The sequence below is a fragment of the Leucobacter shiyiweii genome (genome assembly GCF_052446065.1).
In the GTDB taxonomy this organism is placed as follows: Bacteria; Actinomycetota; Actinomycetes; order Actinomycetales; family Microbacteriaceae; genus Leucobacter.
Map to the genome: position 1 here is coordinate 78,536 of NZ_CM127080.1, position 25,723 is coordinate 104,258.

Consider the following 25,723-nt stretch of genomic DNA (forward strand, 5'->3'; position numbering starts at 1 on the left):
ACGTGTGCAGGCTTCAGGGGGGCCGAACTCTGCCTAGATGACCACTCCGGGCGGGGCCGGAGGGAGCGACCGCTACACTGCGATGCATGGCAGCGACGCAAGCAGACCGTGCGGCCGACCACATCGTGGCGATCGATCAGGGCACCACCTCCACCCGGGTTATCGTGTTCGATAGAGAGGCCCGCGAGGTCGCCACCGCACAGCGCGAACACCGGCAGATTTTCGAGCGGGCAGGCTGGGTCGGCCACGATGCAACCGAGATTTGGCACACCACACAGTCCCTGTTGCGTGAAGCGCTCTCGGCAGCCCGCATCGGGGCGGATCGCATCGCTGGCCTCGGTATCACCAACCAGCGCGAGACGACGGTCGTGTGGGACGCTGCAACCGGAGTGCCCGTTGCCGAAGCGATCGTGTGGCAAGACACCCGCACGCAGCCGATCATCGACGCGCTCGCCGCCGACCACCCACTCGGCACCGAGCGTCTGCGGCAGATCACGGGGTTGCCGCTTGCCAGTTACTTCTCGGCGAGCAAGGTGCGCTGGCTGCTCGACGAGGTGCCGGGTGTCGCCGAGCGCGCGGCGCGCGGTGAGCTGCGCATGGGCACGATCGACTCGTGGCTTGTCTTTAACCTCACGGGAGGTGCGGCGGGCGGCGGGATCCACATCACCGATGTGACCAACGCCAGCCGCACGCTGCTATGCGATCTCGAGACTCTCGATTGGAGTCAGGAAGCTCTCGACATTTTCGGCATTCCTCGCGAGATGCTGCCAGAGATCGTTTCGTCGTCGCAGGTGCTCGGCGAGGTGCGAGGTGTTCCTGGGCTTGAGGGAGTGCCGATCGCGGGCATTCTTGGAGACCAGCAGGCCGCGACGTTCGGACAGGCCGCGTTCGCCACGGGCGACGCGAAGCATACCTTTGGCACTGGCGGGTTCTTGATCGTGAACACGGGGGAGCAGCCGGTGCTCTCGCGCAACGGGCTCCTCACCACAGTTGCCTATCGCATCGGCGATGAGCCCCCCACTTATGCGCTTGAGGGTTCGGTCGCTGTGGCCGGTTCGCTGCACCACTGGCTGCGAGATAACCTCGGTGTGCTGCGCGACAGCACCGAGATCGAGGGGCTCGCCTCGAGCGTGCCCAACGCAGGTGGAGCGTTCATCGTGCCCGCGTTCTCTGGGCTTTTCGCCCCGCGTTGGCAGCCCGACGCTCGCGGCGCAATCGTGGGCCTCACTCGCTTCGTGACACGGGCGCACCTCGTGCGCGCGGCGAGCGAAGCCTGCGCGTACCAAACCGTCGAGGTGATCGACGCTGCGGCCGCCGACACGGGCGTCGCTCTGACCGAGTTGAAGGTCGACGGCGGCGGATCCGCCAGCGACATGATGATGCAATTCCAGGCCGACCTGCTCGGTATCGACGTGGTGCGCCCGCAGGTGCTTGAAACCACCGCGCTAGGTGCCGCGTTCGCTGCCGGGCTCGCCACCGGGGTGTGGGCTGGGAAGCACGAGCTCAGCGCGCTGGTGCGCGAGGGGCGTCGCTGGATGCCACGAATGGACACAGTGGATCGCGAGCGCCTGCTGCGCCTCTGGAACAAGGCGGTGGAGCGATCCCTTGACTGGGTCGACGACGACACCCGGGTGCTGGCAGGCGGGTAGCGTCGGGACTGTACGTGTGCGCGATCGGCCCGCGCGGGTGAAATAATCAGGACGTGCGCGCCATCACTCAATCCAGCAAGCTCAGCGGGGTGCGCTACGACGTGCGCGGCCCGATTCTCGAAGAGGCCGAGCGGCTTGAGCGTGAGGGTCATCGGATACTCAAGCTCAACATCGGAAACCCAGCACCCTTCGGGTTCGAAGCGCCACCCGAGATCGTGGAGGAACTGCGGCGGGTACTGCCCGAGGCGCAGGGGTACAGCGACTCGCGCGGCGTGCTGGTGGCTCGCGAGGCCGTCGCCGACTACTACACCGGCATCGGGATCGCGGGCGTGAAACCCGAGCACGTGTATTTGGGTAACGGGGTCAGCGAACTCATTTCGCTGGTGCTGCAGGCGCTTGTGAGTAATGGCGACGAGATATTGGTACCCGCGCCCGACTACCCGCTCTGGACCGCGCAGGTGACCCTCTCCGGCGGCCGCGCCGTGCACTACCCCTGCGATGAGCAGAACGGATGGATGCCCGATCTCGAGGCGATCGAGGCGCTCGTCACTCCACGCACGAAGGGCATCGTGCTCATCAACCCGAACAACCCCACCGGTGCCGTCTACTCTGCCGAGCTCGTGCGCGGGTTCGCGGCGCTCGCCGAGCGGCACGGGCTGGTGCTGCTCGCCGACGAGATCTACGAAAAGGTGCTGTACGAAGGTGTGCACGAGCACGCGGCTCGGCACGTCAGCGAAACCCTGTGTCTGACTTTCAGTGGGCTGTCGAAGGCGCAGCGCGTCGCCGGCTACCGCTCGGGCTGGGTCGTCGCTTCGGGCCATCTGGAGCTCGCGATCGACTTTCTTGAGGGGCTGACGCTACTCGCGAACATGCGAATGTGCGCAAATGTGCCGGCGCAGTTCGCGATCCCGGTTGCGCTGTCGCATGAGTCTTCGATTGGTGCGTTGTGCGGTCCTGGCGGTCGACTGCGCGAACAGCGCGACGCGGCGCACCGGCTACTGACCGCGATTCCGGGCGTCACCTGCGAGCTTCCGGGAGGTGCGATGTACCTGTTCCCGAGACTCGACCCGACCCGATACCCGATCGAGGACGACCAGGAGTTCGTGATCCACCTGCTACGTGCGACCGGTGTGCTGGTGACGAACGGTCGCGGCTTCAACCTGCCCACCCCTGATCACCTGAGATTTGTGACGCTGCCGCGGGTGGATGTACTGACCGAGGCGATCGGGCGGGTCGCGGAGTACCTCGACACCGTGCGCGTGGACTAGCGGTGGGGGCGCCATGACCGTGCTGCCTGCCGCAAGGGGACGCAAATCGTCGTGTGGGGCGAGCGTGAAGACCATTCGTGTCCCCTTGCTACGGGAGGTGACCTCATGACGGTAAGGATCATCGCGATCGGCAGAAAACATGAACCCTGGGTCGAAGGCGGCATCGCGCGATACGAAAAACGTCTCAGAAAGCCGTTCGATACCTCGTGGCTGCTGTTGCCCCACTCTTCGCGCGAGGGCGACGCCGCCCGCAGTGAAGAATCCGATCGGGTGCTCGGCAAGATCGGTGCGGGTGAGTTTCTGGTGTTGCTCGACGAGCGAGGAACGAACGTTGATTCGCCGGCGCTTGCGCGCAGGCTGCAAACTGCGTTCGATGCGGGGCGGCAAATTTCGCTCGTGATCGGCGGGGCCTACGGGGTCGATGACCGGGTGCGGCAGCGGGCCGACTTCGTGTGGAGCCTGTCGAACCTGGTATTCCCGCACCAGCTCGTGCGTCTGGTCGTCACCGAGCAGCTGTATCGGGCCCAAGAGATTGCCGGGGGTCGGCCCTACCATCACGTGTGAGGCCTGCGGAGGAATGTCGGAGGTCGGCTCTAGCGTGCTGGCATGAAAGCTTTTCGTCTCACCGGTCGAGTTTTGGCTGCGCGCCCCATCGCGCCGGTGTGGGCCGAACGTCGGCCTGCGGCGCGGCGTGGAGGCCAGGGCTGGCCACTCGCGCAGCTGGGCGATTCCGCGGGCGCTGCCCGCCCGGAGGGGATCGAGTCCCACGCGACGCCGGTGCCCTGGCGGGTCGTGCATCGCACGGGAGGAGTGCTGGAGATCGAGCAGCGGGGTGGGGTGCCGCTGCGGGCGGTGCGCGTTTCGCTCGCAGGCGGAGGGCTTCTGGGCGTGTCCCTCCCTCGCACCGTGCACCCGGGGGAGCGGGTGCGGGTCGTGTTGCGCGGAGTATATGCGGATGGGGCGCTGTCTGCCCCCGATGCGTTGCTCGTGGTTCGCTGGATTCAGCCGGAAGGGCAGGAGCTTCTGTGGCCGATTTCGCTCTAGATTGTGCCGGTCTGCCGACACGCCGGGGAAGGGGTGTGGGGAGAAATAATCTTCCCCCTGTGGGGTTGTGGATAACTCACCGTCGGTGGCGGAAAGGTGCGGAAGGTTCTCCCCAGACAGGCCGCCGGGTCGGTGGAATACGGGTAGAAAATGACATTGGTGTAACTACATCATCTTGTGGTCGAACGCGATATGATTCACTATATGTAGTGCCTCGGTCGAGGTTGCAACAGTTTTCAGAAGGGGCGTGACATGGCGACTACCGTGTACACCAAGCCGTCGTGTGTGCAGTGCACCGCGACCTATCGTGCGCTGGACAGCCAGGGCATTGACTACAACGTGATTGATCTGTCAGAAGACCCCACGGCGCTTGAAACCGTGAAAGAGCTGGGCTACCTGCAGGCACCCGTTGTGGTGACCGATGATGAGCACTGGTCGGGCTTCCGCCCCGACAAGATTTCGCAGCTCGCGTCGCGCCTCGTCGACTAGGTGCACCAGGTGATCGCCCGCGACTTCGGCCGGGGGCGATCCATGCACGTAGGCAGGAAGCTGGCGCGGAAGGAGCAGGAGATGACCGACTTGGTCTACTTCTCAAGCGTGTCGGGCAACACCCACCGCTTCGTCGAGAAGCTGGGCAGACCAGCCCATCGCATTCCACTGCACCAGGCCGACGAGCCTCTCGTGGTGGACGAGCCGTTTGTGCTCATTCTCCCCACCTACGGCGGCGGGCCAGAAACCCGCGCGGTACCCAAACAGGTCATCCGGTTCCTCAATGACGAGCGCAACCGCACCCACCTGCGCGGGGTTATCGCGGCGGGCAACACCAACTTCGGAGACGCGTACGGCATCGCAGGCGACATCATCGCCAAGAAGTGCCACGTGCCCCATCTTTATCGATTCGAACTCTTTGGCACCCCGGACGACGTCACCGCCGTTCAAGATGGATTGGAACAGTTTTGGAAACAGCAGTGATTGATGCCCCCCTCGCCTCGTCGCGCGTCAGCGACATGGACTACCACTCGCTGAACGCGATGCTCAACCTGTACGACGCAGACGGCAAGATTCAGTTCGAGAAGGATCGCGAGGCCGCACGGCAGTATTTCCTGCAGCACGTCAACCAGAACACGGTCTTCTTTCACAACTTCGAAGAGCGCGTCCGCTTCCTGCTCGACAACGACTATTACGAGCGTGAGCTCATCGAGAAGTACCCGCTCGACTTCGTTGAGCAGTTGACGAACGAGGCGTACGGCCTGAAGTTTCGCTTCCCGACTTTCCTCGGCGCGTTCAAGTTCTTCACCTCATACGCGCTGAAGACCTTCGACGGTAAGCGCTACCTTGAGCGCTTCGAGGATCGCGTTGTAATGGTGTCGCTCGGCCTCGCGCAGGGCGACCAGCAGCTCGCCCGTGGCATCATGCGCGAGATCATCTCGGGCCGCTTTCAGCCGGCCACCCCAACCTTCCTGAACCTCGGTAAGGCTCAGCGCGGCGAACTCGTCTCCTGCTTCCTGCTCCGCATTGAAGACAACATGGAGTCGATCTCGCGCGCGATCAACTCGTCGCTGCAGCTCTCCAAGCGCGGCGGTGGGGTGGCGCTCTCGCTCTCGAACATCCGCGAGGCCGGTGCCCCGATCAAGAAGATCGAGAACCAGTCTTCCGGAATTATTCCCGTCATGAAGCTGCTCGAAGACAGCTTCAGCTATGCGAACCAGCTCGGTGCGCGTCAGGGTGCCGGGGCGGTGTACCTTTCGGCGCATCACCCCGACATCATGCGCTTCCTCGACACGAAGCGCGAGAACGCTGACGAGAAGATCCGCATCAAGACACTGTCGCTGGGCGTCGTTGTGCCCGACATTACGTTCGAGCTCGCGAAGAAGAACGAGGACATGTACCTCTTCTCGCCGTACGACGTCGAGCGCGTCTATGGGGTGCCCTTCGGCGATATCTCGATCAGCGAGAAGTACCACGATATGGTCGACGATGCGCGCATCAAGAAGACGAAGATCAGTGCCCGCCACTTCTTCCAGACCGTGGCCGAACTGCAATTCGAGTCGGGCTATCCCTACATCGTGTTCGAAGACACGGTAAACAAGGCCAACCCGATCAAGGGTCGCATCAACATGTCGAACCTGTGCTCCGAGATTCTGCAGGTCAACACCCCCACCACGTACAACGAAGACCTCAGCTACGACCAGATCGGCAAGGACATCTCTTGCAATCTGGGTTCGATGAACATCGCCATGATGATGGACGGCGATGATTTCGGGGCCAGCGTCGATCTCGCGATCCGCGCACTCACCGCGGTCAGCGATATGAGCCACATTTCCTCCGTGCGCTCGATCGAAGACGGCAACGACAAGTCACACGCCATCGGCCTCGGCCAGATGAACCTGCACGGCTATCTCGCGCGGGAGCGGATCCACTATGGCAGCGTCGAGGGAATCGACTTTACGAACATCTACTTCTACACGATCCTCTTCCACGCACTGAAGGGTTCGAACAAGCTCGCGATCGAGCGCGGGGTCGCATTCGAGGGGTTCGAGGATTCGAAGTACGCCTCGGGTGAGTTCTTCGACAAGTACACCGACCACGCGTGGGAACCCGAGACCGAGCGCGTGCGCGAACTCTTCGCCACGTCTGGCGTCGCGATCCCGAATCAAGAAGACTGGCGTGAGCTGAAGGCGAGCGTGCAGGCGCACGGCATCTACAACCAGAACCTGCAGGCGGTGCCGCCGACCGGCTCGATCTCGTACATCAACAACTCGACGAGCTCGATCCACCCAATCGCGTCGAAGATCGAGATTCGCAAGGAAGGCAAGCTGGGGCGCGTCTACTACCCGGCGCCGTTCCTCACGAACGACAATCTTGAGTACTACGAGGATGCCTACGAGATCGGGCCCGAGAAGATAATCGATACCTACGCCGCGGCGACGCAGCATGTGGATCAGGGCCTCTCGTTGACCCTGTTCTTCAAAGACACGGCCACGACGCGCGATATCAACAAGGCGCAGATCTACGCGTGGCGCAAGGGCATCAAGACGATCTACTACATCCGTCTGCGTCAGCTCGCACTTGAGGGCACGGACATGTCTGAGTGCGTCTCGTGCATGCTCTGATTGCTCCGCACCTCCCGCATGTTCTGCGTGGGTCGCGCTCACTGCGGGCGCTCACGCAACGCTGATCACACACGTTCGTTACGGAAAAAGGAACACACATGGTGCCGCACGAGAAGCTGAAGCTGGTGGATCACGTCCAGGCGATCAACTGGAACCGCATCGAAGATGAGAAAGACCTTGAGGTCTGGAACCGTCTGGTAAATAACTTCTGGTTGCCCGAGAAGGTGCCGCTCTCGAACGACATGCAGTCGTGGGCGACCCTAACGTCGGAGGAGCAGCTCCTCACGATGCGTGTGTTCACAGGACTCACCCTGCTCGACACGATCCAGGGGACGGTGGGCGCGGTCTCACTGATTCCCGACGCGATCACCCCTCACGAGGAGGCCGTGTACACGAACATCGCGTTCATGGAGTCGGTGCACGCGAAGAGCTATTCGTCGATCTTCTCGACGCTCTGCTCGACGCAGGAGATTGACGACGCGTTCCGCTGGTCGGTAGACAATCCGTACCTGCAGAAAAAGGCGCAGATCATCACCGACTACTACCGAGGCGATGATCCGCTGAAGCGCAAGGTGGCTTCGACGCTGCTTGAGTCGTTCCTGTTCTACTCGGGCTTCTACCTGCCGATCTATTGGTCGTCGAAGGCGAAGCTCACGAACACGGCAGACCTGATCCGGCTCATCATTCGCGACGAGGCCGTGCACGGGTACTACATCGGCTACAAGTTCCAGAAGGGGCTCGAGAATGAGACGGAGGAGCGCCGCGAGGAGCTCAAGGACTACACGTTCTCGCTCATGTACGAGCTGTACGAGAACGAGGTGCATTACACGCAGGATCTCTACGACTCCGTCGGCCTCACCGAAGACGTGAAGAAGTTCCTGCACTACAACGCGAACAAGGCGCTGATGAACCTCGGCTACGAGCCGATGTTCCCGAAGGAGATGACCGACGTCAATCCGGCGATCCTCTCGTCGCTCTCGCCGAACTCAGACGAGAACCACGACTTCTTCAGTGGATCGGGCTCCTCGTATGTGATCGGTAAGGCCGTCGCCACCGAAGATGAGGACTGGGACTTCTAAGACTTCTTCCTAGAGACCCCAGGTAAATACCTGATCACGCCCCTGATCCGCGAGTTTTCGCAGATCAGGGGCGTTTTCGTGTCTCCCAGTCGAAAGACAGAGGAGAACAGAGATGAACAGGAATACCCACCCGAAGTGGCACGGGGATGGCACGCGCGCACCTTCCATGCGGAAGGAGGGCGAGGTAGCGACCGGAATTTGCGGTTGCTGCACCGCCCAAGCCGTGCCACTTCGTGCCACCAACGACCGAACCAACCCCCGGAGATCCGCGGAATCATGCGGATCCAGGAAGGGCGTGAAGTCGAGTGGCACGAAGTGGCACGACGGTCCGCCAGCGTCCGTTCGAGTCCATGGGAGGGCATCATGAGTAACAGCAAACGCGAGAATTGGGGGAGCCTGCGCAAGCTCCCGTCGGGCCGCTGGCAAGCTCGATACCCAGGACTCGACGGAACGACCTACACAGCCAGAACCGACCAAGACCGGCCGCTCACCTTCCTCACCAAAACGGATGCCCGCACCTGGCTTGCCGGGGTGCAATCGAAGATGGCACGAGGCCTTTGGGAGCCACCGGAGGAGATCGCAGCGCGGCTGCAAGCCGAGCTGGAGGTCGAACACGCGCAGTCGTTGGGCTTCGAGGAGTATTCCAAGCGTTGGCTTGAAATGATCCGTACCGAACCCAATCGCAGCGGTAAGAAACGGGCGGTCGGCACGGTGCGCTCGTACCAGGGGAAGGTCACCGGCTACCTCGTTCCAGAGTTTAGGAGCACTCCGGTGCGCGAGATCGACGCCGCCCGCATCAAGGTGATGACGGACCGGCTTGATCAGATCCCCGCGCCGCTCAACCCGAACTCGAAGTTCAACGGCATTACGAGACCGGTGCTCATCGTGCTCATGATGATCCTCCGGCAGGCCGCACGAGACGGCATCATCCCGGCGGCACCGAATGTATCGGTACCGCGGCAAGAGTCGGTGAGGCACGACGCAGACCACGACGCGGGTGAAGACGTTGCGAATCCCATTCAGGTTGAAGCACTGTACGAGGCGGTTCCAGATCAGTGGGCTATCGCGGTGCTGCTCGCGGCATGGTGTCAGCTGCGCCGAGGTGAGTGCCTCGGCCTGCAGCGTCGTGATATCGAGTGGCATGACGACGGAAGTGCCACACTGCATGTGCGGCGCCAGCTCAACGCCAACACCGGTGGCTACACCGATCTGAAGAGTGAGGCTGGCAGGCGATCCCTCAGTATTCCGAAGCTCATGATCGGTCGGCTGCAGCAGCACTTGGAGGACTACGTTTCGTCCGACGCGAAGGCGCCGGTGCTCCCGGCCGACCGCCGGGGGAGTATCCCGCTGTCGAACACCCGGTGGGGATACATCTGGGCTGACGTGCGAGATGGAGTCGCGGGGCTGCCTCATCGCTTCAGGTTTCATGACCTGAGGCACACGGGGCTGACGATCTTCGCGCAAGAGGGGGCGACGCTCGCGGAGCTGATGCGCCGGGGCGGGCACGCTGACATCCACATCGTGCTGCGCTACCAGCACGCCACGATGAACCGAGATCGGGAGTTGGCCGACCGTATGAGTGACCGTGTCAGCTCGAGTATCGCCCGAGCGAAGAAAGAAGGTGATGGGGGAGAGGAGACCTAACCGGACAGCCGCGGACACCTGTGGAGTGACACTCATTCGCTTACAGGGAGGTAATACCATGACTGCTCGCACTCCATACGGTGCACCCGAATCCGCGTTGGTTCCGTTGGCGGTCGCGGCCGAGAATCTGGGAGTTTCGGTCAAGACCATCAGACGTCGAATCGCTGACGGTACCGTCCACGGGTATCGGGTCGGGCGCCTCATTCGCGTTGACCTCAACGAGCTTCGACAGAGTCTGGTCGTAGAGATGCCAACGGCAAGGTAGCAGCTACAGCGCTCGGCTTGTGGGTGACACAGCATGCGACGCCCCCGCTCGGATCACACTCCGCGCGGGGGCGTTTGCTTCGCCCTCTAGCGTTCGTGCGATGTCGGCTCCATCGGTAATGACACGGGCGTGACCGCTTTGCAGCAGCAGGTTGGTGCCCGTGCTGGCGGCACTCGTTACCGGCCCGGGGACTGCGCCGACGAGGCGTCCAAGCTGCGCAGCCTCGGTGGCCGTGTGCAACGAACCTGACCGGGATCCTGCTTCAACGATGATTATCGCGTTCGACAGAGCGGCGAGGATGCGCGATCGGTCGATAAACCGCTGGCGAGTCGGCGCGACCGACGGTGGCACCTCGGACAGCACCAGGCCCTCTCGGGCAATGCGATCGATGAGGTCAGCGTGGCCCGCGGGGTATGGGCGATCGACGCCAGAAGCGAGCACCGCGATCGTGTTCGCATCTCGGATGAGGGCGGCACGGTGCGCGGAGGCCTCGATCCCGTACGCCGCGCCTGCGACCAGTGTTCTGCCGCCCTGAGCGATGTCTCCGCACAATTCGTCGGTGACATGCGCGCCGTATGAGGTGGCGGCGCGGGCGCCCGTGACGGTGATGCGCTGCGGGAGCGACTCAGTGAGCAATTCCGTGCGTCCCTTTGCCCAGAGCGTGTACGGGGCACGAGGGCCGAGATCGTTGAGGGACGTTGGCCAGTCTGGGTCGCTGGGAACGATCACACGGACCTTGCTGGATTCAACCATGCGCTCGGCAAGGCGATCCGGGGCGGCAACTGAAAGGAGCCGATCGCGCCACACCGCAGCCTCAACGGGATCCATGCCCGGGACCGTGCCGTCCCCCTCGGCGATTGAGATCAGCTCTGCTGCGCCTACCTCGGTGAGTAGTTTTCCCGTGGCGACGTCAGCGGGGGTGCCGATAATCGATAGCAATACGCGGGCGGATCGATCATCCCTAGCAAGAGCGGTGAGCGCGGGCATGGTGGCCTCCTTCGAGAGTGACTTCTTCTAGAAGGTGCGCCTCATCTGACCCTTTCGCATCTGCAAAAGCGGGCGTACATTGGAGGGTGAGGCACGTCCACAAATAGCAGGCCCTTCGGGGCGGCCCTCACGGGAACTCGATCATATGTTGCCTCCTCTTCGGAGAAATATGTACATCGGGAGTCCCCGTCATGATTCGCTCAATCTGGATCTTGAGTATCTACGTTCGCTCGTTCATGCAGCACAGCATGCCGACCAACATCCTCATCGCTTTCATTCGGCAGCGTCGTGGGCTGAAGTGGGGTGTGCCAGCGATGTTGCTTGCCGTGCCCTACGCGCTGGCTGCCGTGTGGTGTTTAGATCTGATCGATCACGGCGGGCCGGGGTGGTTACACCTCGTGATCTTGATCTGTATCTGGAACGCGATAAAGTTCATCGTCATGGGCCCGGTCAGCGTGGTGCTGTTGTTGCGTTGGAAGCATTTTGAGGCAGTCGTCCGCAGAGAGGTAGCCATACACGAGTCACCGGCTGAGCCCAACACTTTGCTCAGCCGGTGACGGCGATTAGTTGGGCACTTCTCCCGTGTGATCGTCGATGCTCGCGTAAAAGGCATCTTCGGCGGCTTCGCGTACTTGAACCTGGTCGACGACGAATTGCACGAAGTCGGCATCGCGGTCAGTGATGACCTGCTCGACGGTTTCGACCGTGTGATCCTCACCGGGCCAGATTGTCAGCCGTGTGGGCCGGTCTCGGTCGAGACGGGTGCCGCTTGCGGACACCCAGTCGCGCAGCCGCTGTCGCGCGTCAGCGAAGTCTCGATGCCAGCCCAATGGGGCAGAGCCGTCTTGGTTCGCGTCATAGGCGCAGAGCCAGTGCAGATGGAGCGCAGACAGCTCCCAGAGCAGCTCGGGGTGTCGGTGCCAGAGCGGTGGGATCACTGACGCTGGGAGCCCGTACTCCAGTCGGAGCCAGTCCACCCAGCGATTGAGTTCAAGCAGCTCTTGTTCGAGGTCGTGCGAGGTGAGCAGGTTCCAATTGACTGGGTGTGGCGGTTCAGCCACCAGATTGCCATCGCCCCACGGTGTGTGAGGAAGGTCATCGCTTTCATCAAGGTTCTCCTGAGCGTTCATGAGTCGATCCCCATTCGTGCGTTAGAGGCCGAGCGCCGGTGAGCTGAATACTGTTCGCTGTGCGGGGGATTCAAACGCTCGACTCTGCTCCCGCGCGGGAGCCTCTTGGCCTGCAACTTTGCGAGGTGAGCGATCCACGTCGTACCGGGTGCGAACGACATCATGACCGATGCGCTTCGCCACGAACTCTTCCCCCTCAACGGGCTGTCCGTCTCGTTCGAAGCTCACCGGCTGTTGGTAACCCTCGGCAATGAAGTTGTCGCCTTTCGTGAACCGTTCATCTGCCAGTTCCGCTGAGCGCCCAAACATGACGAGATGATGGAAGCTCGTCTCGAGCTGCGTGAAGCTGCCGTCCTGTTCGCGACGAAAATGCTCCTGCCCAAAGCGGAAATAGAGACGCTGGTTTCCGTTTGCCGAGGTCGTCAGCTTGGGGTCGGTGGCGACAAACCCTGAGACGGATTCTTGCGTGTGGATCGACATGTTCTCTTCCTGTCTGCTCGGGTGACCGGCTTTGTTCGGTCACTGCAAAGGGAAGGTGCGCGTGGATTCCCGTGCGTATCGCTACGTCGCGGGGCGTTCCAGCGATGCCTCAACCGCCGTGCGATCGGCTTTGAGCTGCGGGCTGTCGGTCCGCTTCGGCCACGGATGCAGGCCAGTAATGATCGGCGGTGCCGATCGCAGCAAGATGACCCCAGTGCCAAATGGCAGGGTGCGGATGCGGTCGGGCGGCAAAATCGGGACGCGCCGAATGGAGCGCTGGTTCGAGCGCGAACCGCAGTCACCCAGCGTGATCGAATCAGTGAATTCGTCTCGTTCTCCGATCAGCGTGGAGAGGTCTTGGAGGTCACGAGAGTTGGAAGCGCCGCCGAGGATGATCTTTGCGATGCTGGCATCCCAGATCGCGGCTGCTTGATTCTCGGACCACTTGTCTCGCGCTTGGGCGAGTGACTGGAGCACGGGCATAGTCGTGATCCCCGTACCTCCGCCCTCTGCCATGAGCGTCGGGAGCGAAGGAAGCGGCGCGAGATTTCCAATCTCATCGAGGGCGAGTAGTAGCGGCGGATCAAGCCGCGCGCCCGGTGATCGTGCTGCCATGCGGCGGGCCGTCTCGACGAGGTCTTCAACGAATGCCGCGACGAGAGCAGAGCTGTTCCCAGCCCCCGCACCGGTAGCCAGCAAATAGAGCGTGCCGCGACTGCGAATGAACGTCGCGGGATCGAAGTGCTCACCGTCCGATGGACTGACGGCATCGAGTACCCGGGGATCGGCCAGTGCCGAGAGCGCGAGGGAAACACCCTGCCAGATGCTGTCACGCGTGCGAGGGTCTGCATCGAGCATCGCCTCCAGCGACTCCGCCCAACCTGTCGCCGCAAGTGGCGAGCCGACCAGGATCGCAACTGCCTCGGCCGCCGCCGAAGGATCGAGCGTCCACCGGAAGAGTTCAGTTGGGCTGCGGCGGTCGAGAGCTGCAGCGTGCAAGAGTGCCTGCAACGCAATGCGCGTCTTTCCCTCCCAGAACCCGCCGCCTTCGACGCCACCCGAAGACAACTCGGTGGCCGCGGCAAGCCCGGTTGCCCGGATCATCGCGGTCAGCGGATCCTCGCACCCACGGATGGGGGACCACCGCAGCCCGGCAGGGATACCTTCAGCGAGACGCTGTGGATCGAAGACGGCGACCGGCCCGAGCCGCGCTCGTGCTCTGAGCGTTGCGGTGAGGTTGTCGGGCCTCGTCGACGTCGTGACGACCGCACCCGGTGCATCAAGGATCGCCGGGATGACGATGTGCAGACCTTTGCCTGAGCGCGGTGGCCCGATCAGCAAGATCGAGTCTTCGACGCTGGCCCAAATCTGCTTGCCACGTGACCGGCCCAACAAGTAGCCCACGTCCTCAGGCATTGGCTTTTCCAGCGAAGGACGAAGCGTGGCAGCCCGGTGCAAGAGCGACTTCACAGACGCATTGGCTACGACCTCGTGGCTCGTGGCAGTGCCCGCGAGCTTGTGCGGATCGGCATCCGCGGCTCGAGAATGGCGACGCCACCTCATCCAGATCCAGCCGATCGCGCCACCGAGTCCGAGAAGCAACGTCATAGCCACGGCCCAGTAGATGATCGCATTGAGCGCGGGCGCTTGGAGCGCTGCCGCCGGGTCCAACGGATCAAAGAGAACGTTGACACCACCAGCAATTCCGACTTCTGGTTGCGTTGTCCCAGTGAGGAAGGCAGCAATCAAACCTGCTGCTCGCAGGACCACGGCAACACCAAAGACAGCGACAAGGGCAACCATCAAAGCATTGGTCAGCTCATCACCGAGCCCACGACCCTGCGCGTGTGGAGCACTCATGACGGCAGCTGCTCCGAGACGATCACGCCTGAAACGCGTCCGATGAGCATGACTTCTGAACGGTGGTCCACCAACTGGCCTAGGTCGAGGAGGCCACGAGCGGTCCCGTCAGTAGATCCTTCGGCGCTGGACACTGCCAGCGCGACGGTGATGTCTTCGCCAGGAATGAATCCGGACCCGGTGATCTCAAAGAGCTGGTGCGTCGGGCGGTGTCGCGCTCGCCGCATCTCACTGGACTGCCCGGCTTTTACAGCCGTGTGTTCTTTTCGCACAGCATGGATGATGTCGGTGAACACCGAGCCATCGAACTCGTGGACTTCAATGCGTACGGTGCGAGTGCCGTGAGTAGTGAGCGCATCGAGCAGATCGCCGAATTGTGCCCGACTCCATTCGCTATCCGGCCTGAGTGGCGGGAACTCGCCCCCATCGTAGACGACACGCAAGGTACCGCGCTCGTCGACGCGGATGCTGGCGAGTGGAAGGTTGACGGACGGTTCGGACGGTTCTTCTCTCATGCGGCGATAGCTCATGCCACATAGGTACGCCGCGTAATACCAGGGAATGGCTGAGGTCGACAAAAGTCTTCCGACAGTTGGACCGTTTCTAGCAAGGGAGAGTCAGAAGAACAGTAGGGGGAACGCTGGTGGGGCACGCGGCACCCGGGGTGGTTCTCAGGCGCAGCAGGACAGTCGCGCAGGATTGGTGGTGAAGGCTTTTGCTGCGATCCGGATGCCCTCGGCCATGGTCAGATAGGGAGCCCATGCGTCGGCGACCTCGGTAATGGTCTTGCCCAGGATGTGGACGCCAGCTGCGGCGAGCTCACCGGCGTCCTTGGCGACAGCGGTCAGGCCAAGGATCTCGCCGGTGTCGGCGTTCGCAACTATTTTGATGAACCCGCGGGTGTCCCGGTTCACGAGTGCGCGGGGCACATGGTGCAGCGGCAGTACTCTACAGTCGCAGCGAATTCCGGCATCGAGGATTTGCTTCTCAGTCAGCCCGACCGCGCCAATCGCTGGGCTAGTGAACGTCACTCGCGGCAGCCGCGTGTAGTCGACGGATCTGTTGGCGTCGGCGAACGCGTTCTCGGCGACCATAGTGCCGTGGTGGGCCGCGACGTAGACGAACTCCGGGTGCCCGGTCACGTCGCCCGCCGCCCAGATCCGCGTGTTGGATGACCGCAGCTGGTCTGTAACCACGACCTCGCCAAACTCTCCGGTGTTCACTGCCACTGCGTCGAGGTTCAGCCCATCTGTCACGGGGCGTCGGCCCAGAGCGACCAGGACCTGGTCGGCGCGGAACTCCTGCTCCCCACCGGACACGTCCGCTGTCACTACCACCTGCCCGGTCCCCGCATCCCGAACGGCTCGGGTAGCGACCGCGCGGCGGACCACACGGATGCCCTCGTCAGAGAAAACCTCCTGCAGCGCTTTAGAGACCTCCGGCTCCTCCTTCGAAGCCAGCCGGGACCGCATCAGCACCGTAACCTTGGAGCCGAGCCTGGCGAACAGTTGCGCCTGCTCCAGAGCGACGTAGCCGCCACCGAGCACCAGCAACGACTCAGGCACCTCGGTCAGCTCCATCGCCGTGGTCGAAGTGAGGTACCCAGCCTCCTCCAGCCCGTCGAACTTCGGGGCCCAGGGCCGGGAGCCGGTCGCGATCAGATATTGGTTGGCCTCGATTGTCTCAACCATCCCGTCGGCCCCGGTGATCTCAAGAACCGGGACATCGGGTATTCCTGCGAAGGTGGCGTCGCCATGTCGGATCTGCCACCCGTAGGAGTCGGCGATATCGACGTATTTCTCGCCCCGCAGCGATTCGACCAGTGCCTGCTTGCCGCCGACCAACGCGGGCATATCTACAGGCTCCGCGAAGGTGTCGATGCCCGGGAAGCGAGTTGTCGCATCCGCAGCAACGTGGCGGGCCTCGGCTGCGGCGATGAGCGCCTTGGAAGGCACGCACCCCGTGTTCACGCATGTGCCCCCGAAGGTGCCCCGCTCGATCATCACCACCGATTTGCCGAGCGTGCTTGCGCGGATGGCGGCGGCAAATGCACCGCTACCCGATCCAATAATGGCGAGGTCGTACTTCGTAGGCATCCCGGCTCCTGTCAACGGTTGGAAAGAAAGCACCCTTCAGCCATACTTGACCTTCCAGTACAGTGGAAGGTCAAGTAGACTCGCCCAAACGATCGGAGGGCCTTGATGCGGATAGGGGAACTCGCCGAAAAGGCGGGCACAACAACGAAGACGCTCCGGTTCTACGAGGAGCAAGGGTTGCTGCCACCGGCCGACCGCACGCCAGCCGGGTACCGCGATTACGCGCCCGATGCTGTCTCCCGGATTGATTTTGTCCACCGCGGCCAGGCGGCAGGCCTTACCCTTGCCCAGATCCGCCAGATCCTAGAGATCCGCGACGATGGCCACGCGCCCTGCGGACACGTTCGCGACCTACTCGAAGCGCGCCTGAGCGACATCGAGCAGCAGATCGCCCGACTCTCCGCCCTTCACAACACCATCACCAAACTCCGGGAGGATGCCGCGAACCCCGAGCCCGACGACTGCGACCCTGGACAGGTCTGCCGATACCTCTGAACCTCTCCCCGTAGGGTCGGACAAGTCGAGGCCTTCATGTTCGGGTTAGCTTGGTCGCTACCCATCCTGTAGGCCTCGGCCCTACTCACCCCGCTACCGCGCCCAACACTCTCACCTCTGAAGAGCCAGTTTGGTTCCGCGAGAAGGTCTCGGTATGAAGTAAGCACCAACCGGCGGTGCCGCGCTCGCCGCATCGCACTGGGCTGCCCGGCTTCTACCGGGGTGCCAACTTGCTGGTAGCTGCGGCGAGCACAGACAGGACCGGACTGTAGTACGCCCATCGGCCGCGCTGTTGGCGAGTGACGAGTCCGGCTTCGACGAGTTGCTTCATGTGATGTGAAACCGTAGGTTGCGAGAGTCCGACTGGTTCCGTGAGGTCACACACGCACATCTCGCCGCTGGCGCTGGCAGTAATGAGTGAGAGCAGCTTTACTCGTGTCGGGTCGCCGAGGGCCTTGAAAACTTTCGCCAAATGCTGGGCATCCACATCAGTCACGACATTGTCGCCAAGCGTCGCGCAGCAACTTGACGACAAAACTGGAGGCGCAACGTCCTGCAAATTGTTCATACCACCATTCTGCCCAACATATTGACAATTGTCGATATGAGGCGATAGGTTTTTCATATCGATGAATGTCAATGGATGGAGAAGTGTGATGCACGAAGTCGTCGTGATTGGAGCAGGGCCCCAGGGGCTCGCAGCTGCTGCCCATTTGCTGGAGCGCGGAGTTGAACCACTGGTGCTGGAAGCGGGCGATGGCCCGGCCGCAGCAGTATCGGAGTGGGCGCACGTGCGCTTATTTTCGAAATGGTCTGAAGTGATCGACGGTGCGAGCAAGCGTCTCCTTGAGACAACTGACTGGATCGAACCCGCTGAAGGTTACCCGATGGGGGCACAGTGGATCTCTGAGTATCTCGCGCCCCTTGCCGAGACACTTGCGGAGCGGGTGCGTTACGGCGTTCGCGTGACAGGAGTTAGCAAGAAGGGGCGGGACCGCTCGGTAGATGCAGGCCGGTCAGATCAACCGTTCACCATTCATATGGTGAATTCGGATGGTGGAGAAGAGCGAATTGAAGCTCGATCCGTAATTGATGCTTCGGGAACCTGGAATACACCAAGTCCAGCGGGTGCGGACGGTCTCCCCGCGTTGGGAGAGCAAGCTGTCGCGGCAGCAGGCATCCTCAGTTACCTGATTCCGACGCCAGAGGATGCCCGTGCGCTCTCGGGTAAACACGTCGTTGTCGTTGGTAATGGTGCGTCGGCGAAAACAGCCATTACACAGTTGGCTCGGATCGCCCGGCGCGATCCTTCTACCCAGATCACCTGGGTGCTGCGCCGCGGTGTAGTCGGTAATACGTTCGGCGGTGGCACTGCGGATGAGCTTCCAGAGCGTGGCGCACTTGGCCAGCTTGCAGAAAAGTACGTCGCTGACGGGCTCGCGGACCTTGTCACGGGATTCAGGGTTGTAGAAGTGAATCGTGACGGTGATCGTGCGATTTTGGTCGCGGAAGACGGTCGGTCGCTTGCCCCAGCAGACCAGATCATCGTGCTGACCGGGTTCCGCCCTGACCTGTCGATTTTGTCGGAAGTTCGATTGGAGATCGATCAGCGTCTTCAGGCACCCGCACGTGTGGCGACCGAGGTAGATCCCAATTTGCACTCATGTGGATCGATCCGTGCCACTGGTGCAGCGGATCTTGCCCACCCTGAAGAAGATCTCTACATTGTTGGCGCGAAGTCCTACGGGCGCGCCCCAACATTCTTGGCGCTGACGGGATTCGAACAGGTGCGCAGCGTCGCCGCGGCATTAACGGGCGACCTTGAAGCTGCACAGCGCGTTGATCTTGTGCTGCCGGATACGGGTGTGTGTGGTGGTGCTGGCTTGTTTGATGCTCCTGAGGAAACGTCGGGCGGTAGCTGCTGTGCAACCGCTCCTGCACCGGTTGAGCTTGTTACCTCACTCAACCGCTAATTCCCTTGGGGAGTGACGTCTTCCGTTTCCAATCGTCTGAACTGTGCCGGGGCAGTGCTCATGTTACTGAGCCCCACCCCGGCGCAGCGCTAACTAATCGAGTAGCGACGCCACCAACTCTTCGATGCGCTGTTTGATGTCGTCACGAATGGGACGTACTGCCTCGATTCCCTGCCCTGCGGGGTCATCAAGCTCCCAGTCCTCGTAACGCTTGCCTGGGAAGAATGGGCAGGCATCACCGCAGCCCATCGTGATCACCACGTCAGAGTCCTGCACAGCCTCAGTGGTAAGCACTTTGGGTTGCTCGGCGGTGATGTCGATGCCTTCTTCGCGCATGGCGGCGACGGCTGTGGGATTGATCTGGTCGGCGGGCATCGACCCGGCGGAGCGTACCTCGATGCGATCGCCAGCAATATGGCGTAGGTATCCCGCTGCCATTTGTGAACGCCCGGCGTTGTGCACACAGACGAAGAGCACGGAGGGTTTGGTTTGAGTGGTCATTGAAGTTTTTCCTTATGTGGTGAGCGTGTCAAGCAATGTGTGTACGCGGGTGGCGATGTCGTCGCGGATCGCTCTGGCACCGTCATCAGAGGCGAGGGCGGGGTCTCCCACTGCCCAATCTTCGTAGCGCACACCGGGAATGATGGGGCAGACATCGCCGCAGCCCATGGTGATGACGACATCTGCGGCACGCACCGCGTCATCGGTGAGTGGCTTTGGAAACGCTGTTGCCGCATCCTTGTCACCCTCAATTTCTGTGAGGAGCGAACGTACACTCGGGTGCACATCGACAGCTGGGTTCGATCCGGCCGAGCGAGCGATGACGGTGCCACCCGACAGCTGATTCATGAGGGCTGCCGCGAGTTGCGAACGCCCGGCATTCGCAACACATACGAACAGCACCTGCGGTACAGAAATCTCACGGTCACGCATCAGGTCAGCAAGACGTTGTCTCGCGAAGCGTTCAGTGAGGGGGATCATGTGTTGGGTAAGTTTCGCAGACCTGACAAGACCCGCATACGATTCCCGGACGATCGCGGTTACCAGGTCGCGATTCAACTCGGAAAGTTCGTCGGCCAGTTCATCCGCGAGCCGCGTAACGCGAGCATCCATAGTGCGCAGCGCGACAGCGCGATCCTGTTCGCTCTCAACATCTTCAAGGAGGGTCGCCGGTGCAAAAGAATCTAGTAGCGCGGTGACAGCATTTTTGCGAGATGCGACGACTCGATACCAGACCCAGGTGCCACGACGCTCTGAGGCGAGCAATCCAGCGTCCTTCATGACTTTCAGATGGTGAGACACCGTGGGCTGCGACACTTCAGTAAGCTCAGCAAGATCGCACACGCACGCTTCACCGCGGGGGTCTGTCGCGATGGCAGAGAGCATTCGCAGGCGGAGTGGCTCAGCGAGCGCCTTGAGTGTGGTTGCGACAGAGGAAGCGGCTGCAGTTCCCATCGCGTGCTCCACTGCTGGTGTGCATATTTCTGGGTTGCGGAGCGCGATGTCCGGGGTCATGATTTGCTCATTTCAGTCGCGTATGGGTCCGTCTTAAACCAAACTCTCGCCAGCCACAGGGAGACGTACACCAGGCCGACGAGCACCGGCACTTCAATGAGGGGACCGACCACACCCGCGAGCGCCTGGCCAGAGGCGGCGCCGAACGTGCCGATTGCGACTGCGATCGCGAGCTCAAAGTTATTGCCTGCTGCGGTGAACGCAAGGGACGTGGATCGGGCATAGCCGAGACCGATCGCTTTACCAGCGATCATGCCGACAAACCACATAATGGCGAAGTACGCGAGCAGTGGCACCGCGATACGAGCAACATCAAGCGGGTTATTTGTGATTGCTTCGCCCTGGAACGCGAAGAGCAGCACGATGGTGAAGAGCAGGCCGTAGAGCGCCCACGGGCCGATCCTCGGGAGGAACTTCGCTTCGTACCATTCGCGACCGCGACGCTTCTCGCCGACCCACCGCGACATAAACCCTGCAAGCAGTGGAACACCCAGGAACACCAGCACATTGAGCGCGATCTGCCACACCGAAACGTCTAGGCCCTGAGTGTCGAGGCCGAGCCAGCCGGGGAGTACCGTGAGGTAGAACCAGCCGAGCACGGAGAACATGACGACCTGGAACACTGAGTTCACCGCGATCAGTACCGCGGTTGCGTCGCCGTCACCGCATGCCAGGTCGTTCCAAATCACGACCATCGCGATACAGCGAGCAAGCCCAACGATGATGACACCGGTGCGATACTCGGGGAGATCCGCGAGGAAGATCCATGCAAGGGTGAACATAAGCGCAGGGCCGATGAGCCAGTTAAGCACGAGCGATGAAATGAGCAGCCTTTTGTCCCCGGTGACTGCTGCGACTTTGTCGTAGCGGACCTTCGCGAGCACGGGGTACATCATGACGAGTAGCCCGAGTGCGATGGGCACGGAGATGCCACCAACCTCAAGTCGTGTCAGGAGTTCGGAGAAGCCGGGGATGAAACGGCCGAGCAGGAGGCCTACGATCATGGCTAGCCCGATCCAGACTGCTAGCCACTTGTCGAGAGCCGACATGCGCTTGGGTGTCACCCGCGACGGAGTTGCCAAGGTATTCGTCACGAGAGCAGTTCCTTAATCTTTGCCGCGATAACTGGTCTTGGGTGTGCCCCGATTAGCACATCGACTCGCTCTCCAGCCTGGTAAAAACCGAGGGTTGGAATCGAAGTGACACCCGCCGCAGATACGGTGGCAGGATTCGCATCCGCATCAACTTTGACAATCTTCACTCGGCCCGAAAACTCGGCTGCTAAGTCTTCAAGCACTGGTGCGATCGCCTTGCACGGGCCGCACCAGGTCGCCCAGATGTCGACGACAACAGGGAGGCCTGACTGGAGCACTTCGTGTTCAAAGGTGTCATCGGTGACGTTGACGATACTCATATGGCACTCTCCAGAACGAGATCCGAGCGTTGTTCAGATGGGATGAGACTTGATAAAAATTGCTGTGCATCCTGCGCTGCGGCACATCCCGTACCTGCCGCAGTGATCGCCTGCCGGTAAGTGTGATCGACCAAGTCGCCCGCCGCGAACACGCCTGGGAGGCTCGTTCGGGTGGATGGATGCTCAACTTTCACGTAGCCGTCGCTGTCGGTTGCCACCTGCTCTGCGACAAGTGCGGATCGTGGGTCATGACCGATGGCAATGAATACCCCCGTCACGTCTAACACTCGTTCCGAGCCGTCAACCGTGTTCTTGAGCCGGAGTCCATCGGCCTGCTCCTCGCCAAGGATTTCAGCCACTTCGGAGTTCCAGGCAACTTCAATCTTGGGGTCAGCGAGCACTCGATCGACCATGATCTTTGAGGCACGGAACTCATCACGACGGTGGACGATGGTGACCTTTGACGCGAATCGCGTCAAAAATAGCGCCTCTTCCATCGCGGAATCACCGCCTCCAACTACGGCGATCTGCTTCTCGCGGAAGAAGAACCCATCACACGTGGCACACCACGAGACACCATGGCCGGAAAGACGATCTTCCTCGGGCAGGCCGAGCTTGCGGTACTCGGACCCCATCGCCAGCACTACAGCACGAGCGGCATAGGCCTCACCGTTACCGGTCTTGATGGTTTTGACGGCGCCTTGAAGGTCGATGTTTACAGCATCGTCGTTGATGATTCGCGCACCGAATCGCTCGGCCTGGGCACGCATCGCATCCATCAGATCTGGGCCTTGAATCCCATCAATAAAGCCGGGAAAGTTTTCGACCTCGGTTGTTGTCATCAGCGCGCCGCCTGCAGTTACGGAACCCGCGAGGACTACCGGAGCAAGGCCCGCACGTGCTGCGTAAACCGCGGCCGTGTATCCAGCAGGTCCGGAGCCGACAATAACTAGCTCTACATTTTGAATCGACATGTGTCTATATTGGCAAACTTCGATACATGCTGCAACTTGGCGTGATGGATTTCACCAACTCGCTAGATGATGTTCATGCGCGGCTGCTTCTTAAACTTGGTGATACGACCGAAATAGTAGGACCGTTCGAGTGTTTGGGATCAAAAGTTCTCCGAAGTGCCTGTGCTGGTCATACGCCCGGTCGTGTCGAAGAGTTCCAGCTCCCCGGGGTGCAGTTGGTGCTGGCAGACGAATGAGCGATCCTTGATCCGCCAGAGCCCTTGGCCGACACCGAGACCGGGCAGCAACTTCTGTTCTGTCCGCGTAAGGCCAAGCGCCTTCGCGGTTGCTCCGAGCTGATCGGACTCCTGACGATAGATGATCCGCGTTTCGGCGTTCGCGAGCAGGCTGTTGGCGAGGGCGCGCATCGCTGAGCCTTGGTCGCCGACGTTCTCCAGGTCAGTCAGCTTATGGAAAATGAGCATGTTCGCAATTCCGTAGTGCCGCGCCAGACGCCAGTGAGCATCCATGCGTCGCAGCAATGCCGGATGTGACATGAGACGCCACGCCTCGTCGTAGATGCACCAGCGCTGACCGCCGTTGGGGTCGAGAAGTGCAGATTCCATCCAGGCCGATGAGCACGTCATGAGCACCGACATCAACGTTGAGTTCTCTGTCACCCGTGACAGATCAAGCGAGATCATCGGCAGTGTTGGATCGAACGTCACTGTCGACGGGCCGTCGAAGAGTCCGGCGAGGTCACCCGAGACCAACCGCCGCAGCGCATGCCCAACGAGCCGTCCATCCTCAGCGAGACGCCCATCGGGATCCGCTTCCGAGGTCGGGGCAAGGATGTGATCGACGACCATCGGAAGGATCGGCACGTCGTTGCTGCGCACGACCTCAGTCAGCGCTGTGTCGATCGACGTGTGTTCCAGCGGAGTGAGCGGTCGCGTCAGAACGGTCTCGGCGAGTGCGCCGATAAGGTCCCGCCGTCGTGCTGAGACGGTAGCTGACCAACTCTCCTCACTCATTCCTGTGGGCCGATAGCCCTCGTCGAGAGGATTCAGCCGAGTCGAGAGTCCATGGCCGAGCACGATTGCTTTGCCGCCGACGGCTTCGGCCACTGCAGTGTGCTCACCCTTTGGATCGCCCGGAACGTAGACCCGACGGCCGAACGGGAGTGACCGGGTGTAGAGGCTTTTTGCCAAGCAAGATTTTCCGGAGCCGACGATGCCTGCGAGTACGAGGTTCGGGGCAGTGATCAGGCCGCGCGCATAGAGCACCCACGGGTCGTAGACGAAAGACCCGCCGGAGTACAGATCCTGACCAACGAAAACCCCATCAGGTCCGAGGCCGCCTTCGGCTAGGAATGGGTACGCGCCAGCAAGGGTTGCCGAGGTGTCTTGATGCCGTGGCAAGCGAAGCTTTCCGGGAGAACGCAGCTGGGCAGTGCCAGGCTCTCCATCGGCCGGGAGGTACGTGGTCGCCCGGCGTTCCGCCAATTCAGTGGCGTATTTTTCACGGGCCACCTGACGCTCAGCCCTCCGCTGCTCAGCCTGCAACCTCGCGGCAGCCTGACTGCGCTGCTTACGCACGCGCCGCGTCTCGGATGCTGGAGCGACGAGGACCGAGGTGTGCAGGTGCTCGGAATCATCGTGGCTCATAGTCCCAGTCCCCGCTGCTGCTTGATCGCCGTGATGCTGGCGGGCTCGAACCATGGTGTTCGCTGTTGCTCGCGAGTTCGGCCCGATGCCGACGGAACGCCAAGGGTTCTGTTGTCATCGGGGAGTTGATCAGCTGGCTCAACCCTATGGAGCCGATACAGAGCGACGTGGTCGAAGCTGTGACTGTAGGCGAGATGATAATCACCCTCTCGTGCCTCACGCTCATGAGGCCCGCTTGGCGGGGCCTCGTAGACGTATCCGTTCTCCATTGCCGCGCTAGTGGTCTCCTCACCGAAGTCCCAGGATTTCAAATGGTCGAGCCCAGCAAGAGCGCCGTCGCTGTCGATCATGTCGAGAACCTCCTCTGCCTCTTGGCCCTGCAGGAAGACGACACTTACCCACCGAGCAACCTGCGGTGCATCTGCCCCTGGAACTGGGTGCCAAGCAACCCGACTCGCAGCACTTGCTGCGGCATCGAGTCGCTCTTCGGTCTGATCGATCAGGGTCGCAGCTTGGTGAAGCTCGTCGGCTGCTGCGAGAGCATCCTTGGAACCGATCGCATGGTCACCGTGGTCGTCAAACGCGCGAGGTCGATTCTCGACATGGGCTGCAGCGAGCTGATCGAGAACCTGTTTGAGGGATTGCACGCCTGACAGTAGGTCCCCGAGCACTCCATACAGATCCTGCGGATTATCGAATGTCCTTGTCGCGTGCGCGAGCCCGCGCAGCGCCTCGGATGCTTCACCTGCATCAGCGCCGGGATCGTAGAACGTGGGCATTATCATATCTCCTCGGCATCGAATGTGGGCTCTGTTAGTAGGCAGGTGCGCAGTCGGCTCTCCGAGAACGTCGGAGGTGGCGGATAACGTTGTCTCAGTTGCCCAACATGGAACAGAGCCGGAGTGATCTATGAGCGCGAGCCAGTATCGAAGTCAGTTAGAACGAAAACGGAAACAGCGTGTCGACGCTGATAAGAAGGCGGGCGAGTTTCGCTCTAAGGAATCGTCCAAGCGTGCTGAATCTTCGAAGGCCCGTTTGGCCGCTTCAAAGTCCAAGAGCGAGAGCACAGTTCGGAGCAAGCTTCGTGAAGT

Annotated in this window: 27 protein-coding genes; 13 read left to right on the forward strand and 14 right to left on the reverse strand. The window is 61.5% G+C overall.

Going from position 1 to position 25,723, the window contains the following annotated elements; translation table 11 throughout:
* Positions 1-86: 86 nt before the first annotated feature.
* The 10 genes from glpK (at position 87) to ACTNFJ_RS00395 (ending at position 10,062) form a co-directional block, all read left to right on the forward strand.
* Complete coding sequence (glpK, locus tag ACTNFJ_RS00350; protein ID WP_435906770.1) at positions 87-1,649, forward strand: glycerol kinase GlpK; 1,563 nt, start codon at positions 87-89, stop codon at positions 1,647-1,649.
* A 53-nt stretch (positions 1,650-1,702) separates the two neighbouring features.
* Entirely contained in the window at positions 1,703-2,917 is a 1,215-nt protein-coding gene (locus ACTNFJ_RS00355) for a pyridoxal phosphate-dependent aminotransferase (protein WP_435906769.1), read from the forward strand.
* 105 nt (positions 2,918-3,022) lie between these two features.
* Positions 3,023-3,481: a 23S rRNA (pseudouridine(1915)-N(3))-methyltransferase RlmH gene (locus tag ACTNFJ_RS00360; protein WP_435906768.1), complete on the forward strand. Its 459-nt coding sequence runs from the start codon at positions 3,023-3,025 to the stop codon at positions 3,479-3,481.
* Positions 3,482-3,523: 42 nt separating this feature from the next.
* Positions 3,524-3,961 carry a hypothetical protein gene (locus ACTNFJ_RS00365; RefSeq protein WP_435906767.1) on the forward strand — a complete coding sequence of 146 codons (438 nt, stop codon included), beginning with the start codon at positions 3,524-3,526 and terminating at the stop codon, positions 3,959-3,961.
* Between the two features lie 252 nt (positions 3,962-4,213).
* Positions 4,214-4,450, forward strand: a complete 237-nt coding sequence (nrdH, locus tag ACTNFJ_RS00370) for a glutaredoxin-like protein NrdH (protein ID WP_435906766.1) — start codon at positions 4,214-4,216, stop codon at positions 4,448-4,450.
* An 81-nt stretch (positions 4,451-4,531) separates the two neighbouring features.
* Positions 4,532-4,933 (forward strand): class Ib ribonucleoside-diphosphate reductase assembly flavoprotein NrdI, encoded by a 402-nt coding sequence (gene nrdI, locus ACTNFJ_RS00375; protein ID WP_435906897.1) that lies wholly within the window; start codon positions 4,532-4,534, stop codon positions 4,931-4,933.
* A 35-nt stretch (positions 4,934-4,968) separates the two neighbouring features.
* Complete coding sequence (gene nrdE, locus ACTNFJ_RS00380) at positions 4,969-7,074, forward strand: class 1b ribonucleoside-diphosphate reductase subunit alpha (RefSeq protein WP_435906896.1); 2,106 nt, start codon at positions 4,969-4,971, stop codon at positions 7,072-7,074.
* Positions 7,075-7,172: 98 nt separating this feature from the next.
* Complete coding sequence (gene nrdF, locus ACTNFJ_RS00385) at positions 7,173-8,153, forward strand: class 1b ribonucleoside-diphosphate reductase subunit beta (protein ID WP_435906765.1); 981 nt, start codon at positions 7,173-7,175, stop codon at positions 8,151-8,153.
* Between the two features lie 363 nt (positions 8,154-8,516).
* Entirely contained in the window at positions 8,517-9,797 is a 1,281-nt protein-coding gene (locus ACTNFJ_RS00390) for a tyrosine-type recombinase/integrase (protein ID WP_435906764.1), read from the forward strand.
* A 58-nt stretch (positions 9,798-9,855) separates the two neighbouring features.
* A complete protein-coding gene (locus ACTNFJ_RS00395; RefSeq protein ID WP_435906763.1) occupies positions 9,856-10,062 on the forward strand; it encodes a helix-turn-helix domain-containing protein in 207 nt (68 codons plus the stop codon).
* 3 nt (positions 10,063-10,065) lie between these two features.
* Here the strand turns inward: ACTNFJ_RS00395 and dprA are convergent, their stop codons facing one another.
* Positions 10,066-11,049, reverse strand: a complete 984-nt coding sequence (dprA, locus tag ACTNFJ_RS00400) for a DNA-processing protein DprA (RefSeq protein ID WP_435906762.1) — start codon at positions 11,047-11,049, stop codon at positions 10,066-10,068.
* Between the two features lie 191 nt (positions 11,050-11,240).
* Here dprA and ACTNFJ_RS00405 point away from each other — a divergent pair, with 191 nt between their 5' ends.
* The gene (locus tag ACTNFJ_RS00405; protein ID WP_435906761.1) at positions 11,241-11,606 is read left to right on the forward strand and encodes a sulfate permease; all 366 of its coding nucleotides are present in this window, start codon (positions 11,241-11,243) and stop codon (positions 11,604-11,606) included.
* A 6-nt stretch (positions 11,607-11,612) separates the two neighbouring features.
* Here the strand turns inward: ACTNFJ_RS00405 and ACTNFJ_RS00410 are convergent, their stop codons facing one another.
* From ACTNFJ_RS00410 to merA, 5 genes are all read right to left on the reverse strand, one after another.
* The gene (locus tag ACTNFJ_RS00410; RefSeq protein ID WP_435906760.1) at positions 11,613-12,179 is read right to left on the reverse strand and encodes a hypothetical protein; all 567 of its coding nucleotides are present in this window, start codon (positions 12,177-12,179) and stop codon (positions 11,613-11,615) included.
* A gap of 21 nt (positions 12,180-12,200) precedes the next feature.
* On the reverse strand, positions 12,201-12,659 hold the full coding sequence (locus ACTNFJ_RS00415) for a single-stranded DNA-binding protein (RefSeq protein ID WP_435906759.1): 459 nt from the start codon (positions 12,657-12,659) through the stop codon (positions 12,201-12,203).
* A gap of 81 nt (positions 12,660-12,740) precedes the next feature.
* Positions 12,741-14,519 (reverse strand): type IV secretory system conjugative DNA transfer family protein, encoded by a 1,779-nt coding sequence (locus ACTNFJ_RS00420; RefSeq protein WP_435906758.1) that lies wholly within the window; start codon positions 14,517-14,519, stop codon positions 12,741-12,743.
* Entirely contained in the window at positions 14,516-15,034 is a 519-nt protein-coding gene (locus ACTNFJ_RS00425; RefSeq protein WP_444711781.1) for a hypothetical protein, read from the reverse strand. Before ACTNFJ_RS00425 ends, ACTNFJ_RS00420 begins: the two co-directional genes overlap by 4 nt.
* A 156-nt stretch (positions 15,035-15,190) precedes the next feature.
* Entirely contained in the window at positions 15,191-16,615 is a 1,425-nt protein-coding gene (gene merA / locus ACTNFJ_RS00430; RefSeq protein ID WP_435906756.1) for a mercury(II) reductase, read from the reverse strand.
* Positions 16,616-16,720: 105 nt separating this feature from the next.
* Between merA and ACTNFJ_RS00435 the strand changes: the two genes are divergently transcribed.
* Complete coding sequence (locus ACTNFJ_RS00435; RefSeq protein WP_435906755.1) at positions 16,721-17,110, forward strand: heavy metal-responsive transcriptional regulator; 390 nt, start codon at positions 16,721-16,723, stop codon at positions 17,108-17,110.
* 214 nt (positions 17,111-17,324) lie between these two features.
* Here ACTNFJ_RS00435 and ACTNFJ_RS00440 read toward each other — a convergent pair whose 3' ends face one another.
* Entirely contained in the window at positions 17,325-17,678 is a 354-nt protein-coding gene (locus ACTNFJ_RS00440) for an ArsR/SmtB family transcription factor (RefSeq protein WP_435906754.1), read from the reverse strand.
* A gap of 88 nt (positions 17,679-17,766) precedes the next feature.
* On the opposite strand from ACTNFJ_RS00440, the gene ACTNFJ_RS00445 reads away from it, so the two are divergent.
* The gene (locus tag ACTNFJ_RS00445) at positions 17,767-19,083 is read left to right on the forward strand and encodes an FAD-dependent oxidoreductase (RefSeq protein WP_435906753.1); all 1,317 of its coding nucleotides are present in this window, start codon (positions 17,767-17,769) and stop codon (positions 19,081-19,083) included.
* A gap of 93 nt (positions 19,084-19,176) precedes the next feature.
* On the opposite strand, the gene ACTNFJ_RS00450 is transcribed toward ACTNFJ_RS00445, so the two are convergent.
* The 7 genes from ACTNFJ_RS00450 to ACTNFJ_RS00480 form a co-directional block, all read right to left on the reverse strand.
* The gene (locus tag ACTNFJ_RS00450) at positions 19,177-19,584 is read right to left on the reverse strand and encodes an arsenate reductase ArsC (RefSeq protein WP_435906752.1); all 408 of its coding nucleotides are present in this window, start codon (positions 19,582-19,584) and stop codon (positions 19,177-19,179) included.
* Positions 19,585-19,596: 12 nt separating this feature from the next.
* Positions 19,597-20,598 carry a metalloregulator ArsR/SmtB family transcription factor gene (locus ACTNFJ_RS00455; protein ID WP_435906751.1) on the reverse strand — a complete coding sequence of 334 codons (1,002 nt, stop codon included), beginning with the start codon at positions 20,596-20,598 and terminating at the stop codon, positions 19,597-19,599.
* On the reverse strand, positions 20,595-21,647 hold the full coding sequence (arsB, locus tag ACTNFJ_RS00460; protein ID WP_435906895.1) for an ACR3 family arsenite efflux transporter: 1,053 nt from the start codon (positions 21,645-21,647) through the stop codon (positions 20,595-20,597). Before arsB ends, ACTNFJ_RS00455 begins: the two co-directional genes overlap by 4 nt.
* A gap of 41 nt (positions 21,648-21,688) precedes the next feature.
* Positions 21,689-22,012, reverse strand: a complete 324-nt coding sequence (trxA, locus tag ACTNFJ_RS00465; protein ID WP_158052236.1) for a thioredoxin — start codon at positions 22,010-22,012, stop codon at positions 21,689-21,691.
* A complete protein-coding gene (gene trxB / locus ACTNFJ_RS00470) occupies positions 22,009-22,986 on the reverse strand; it encodes a thioredoxin-disulfide reductase (protein ID WP_435906750.1) in 978 nt (325 codons plus the stop codon). The genes trxA and trxB overlap by 4 nt, the downstream gene beginning before the upstream one ends.
* A gap of 140 nt (positions 22,987-23,126) precedes the next feature.
* Positions 23,127-24,632 (reverse strand): ATP-binding protein, encoded by a 1,506-nt coding sequence (locus tag ACTNFJ_RS00475; protein WP_435906749.1) that lies wholly within the window; start codon positions 24,630-24,632, stop codon positions 23,127-23,129.
* On the reverse strand, positions 24,629-25,411 hold the full coding sequence (locus tag ACTNFJ_RS00480) for a hypothetical protein (protein WP_435906748.1): 783 nt from the start codon (positions 25,409-25,411) through the stop codon (positions 24,629-24,631). The genes ACTNFJ_RS00475 and ACTNFJ_RS00480 overlap by 4 nt, the downstream gene beginning before the upstream one ends.
* Positions 25,412-25,723: the final 312 nt, after the last annotated feature.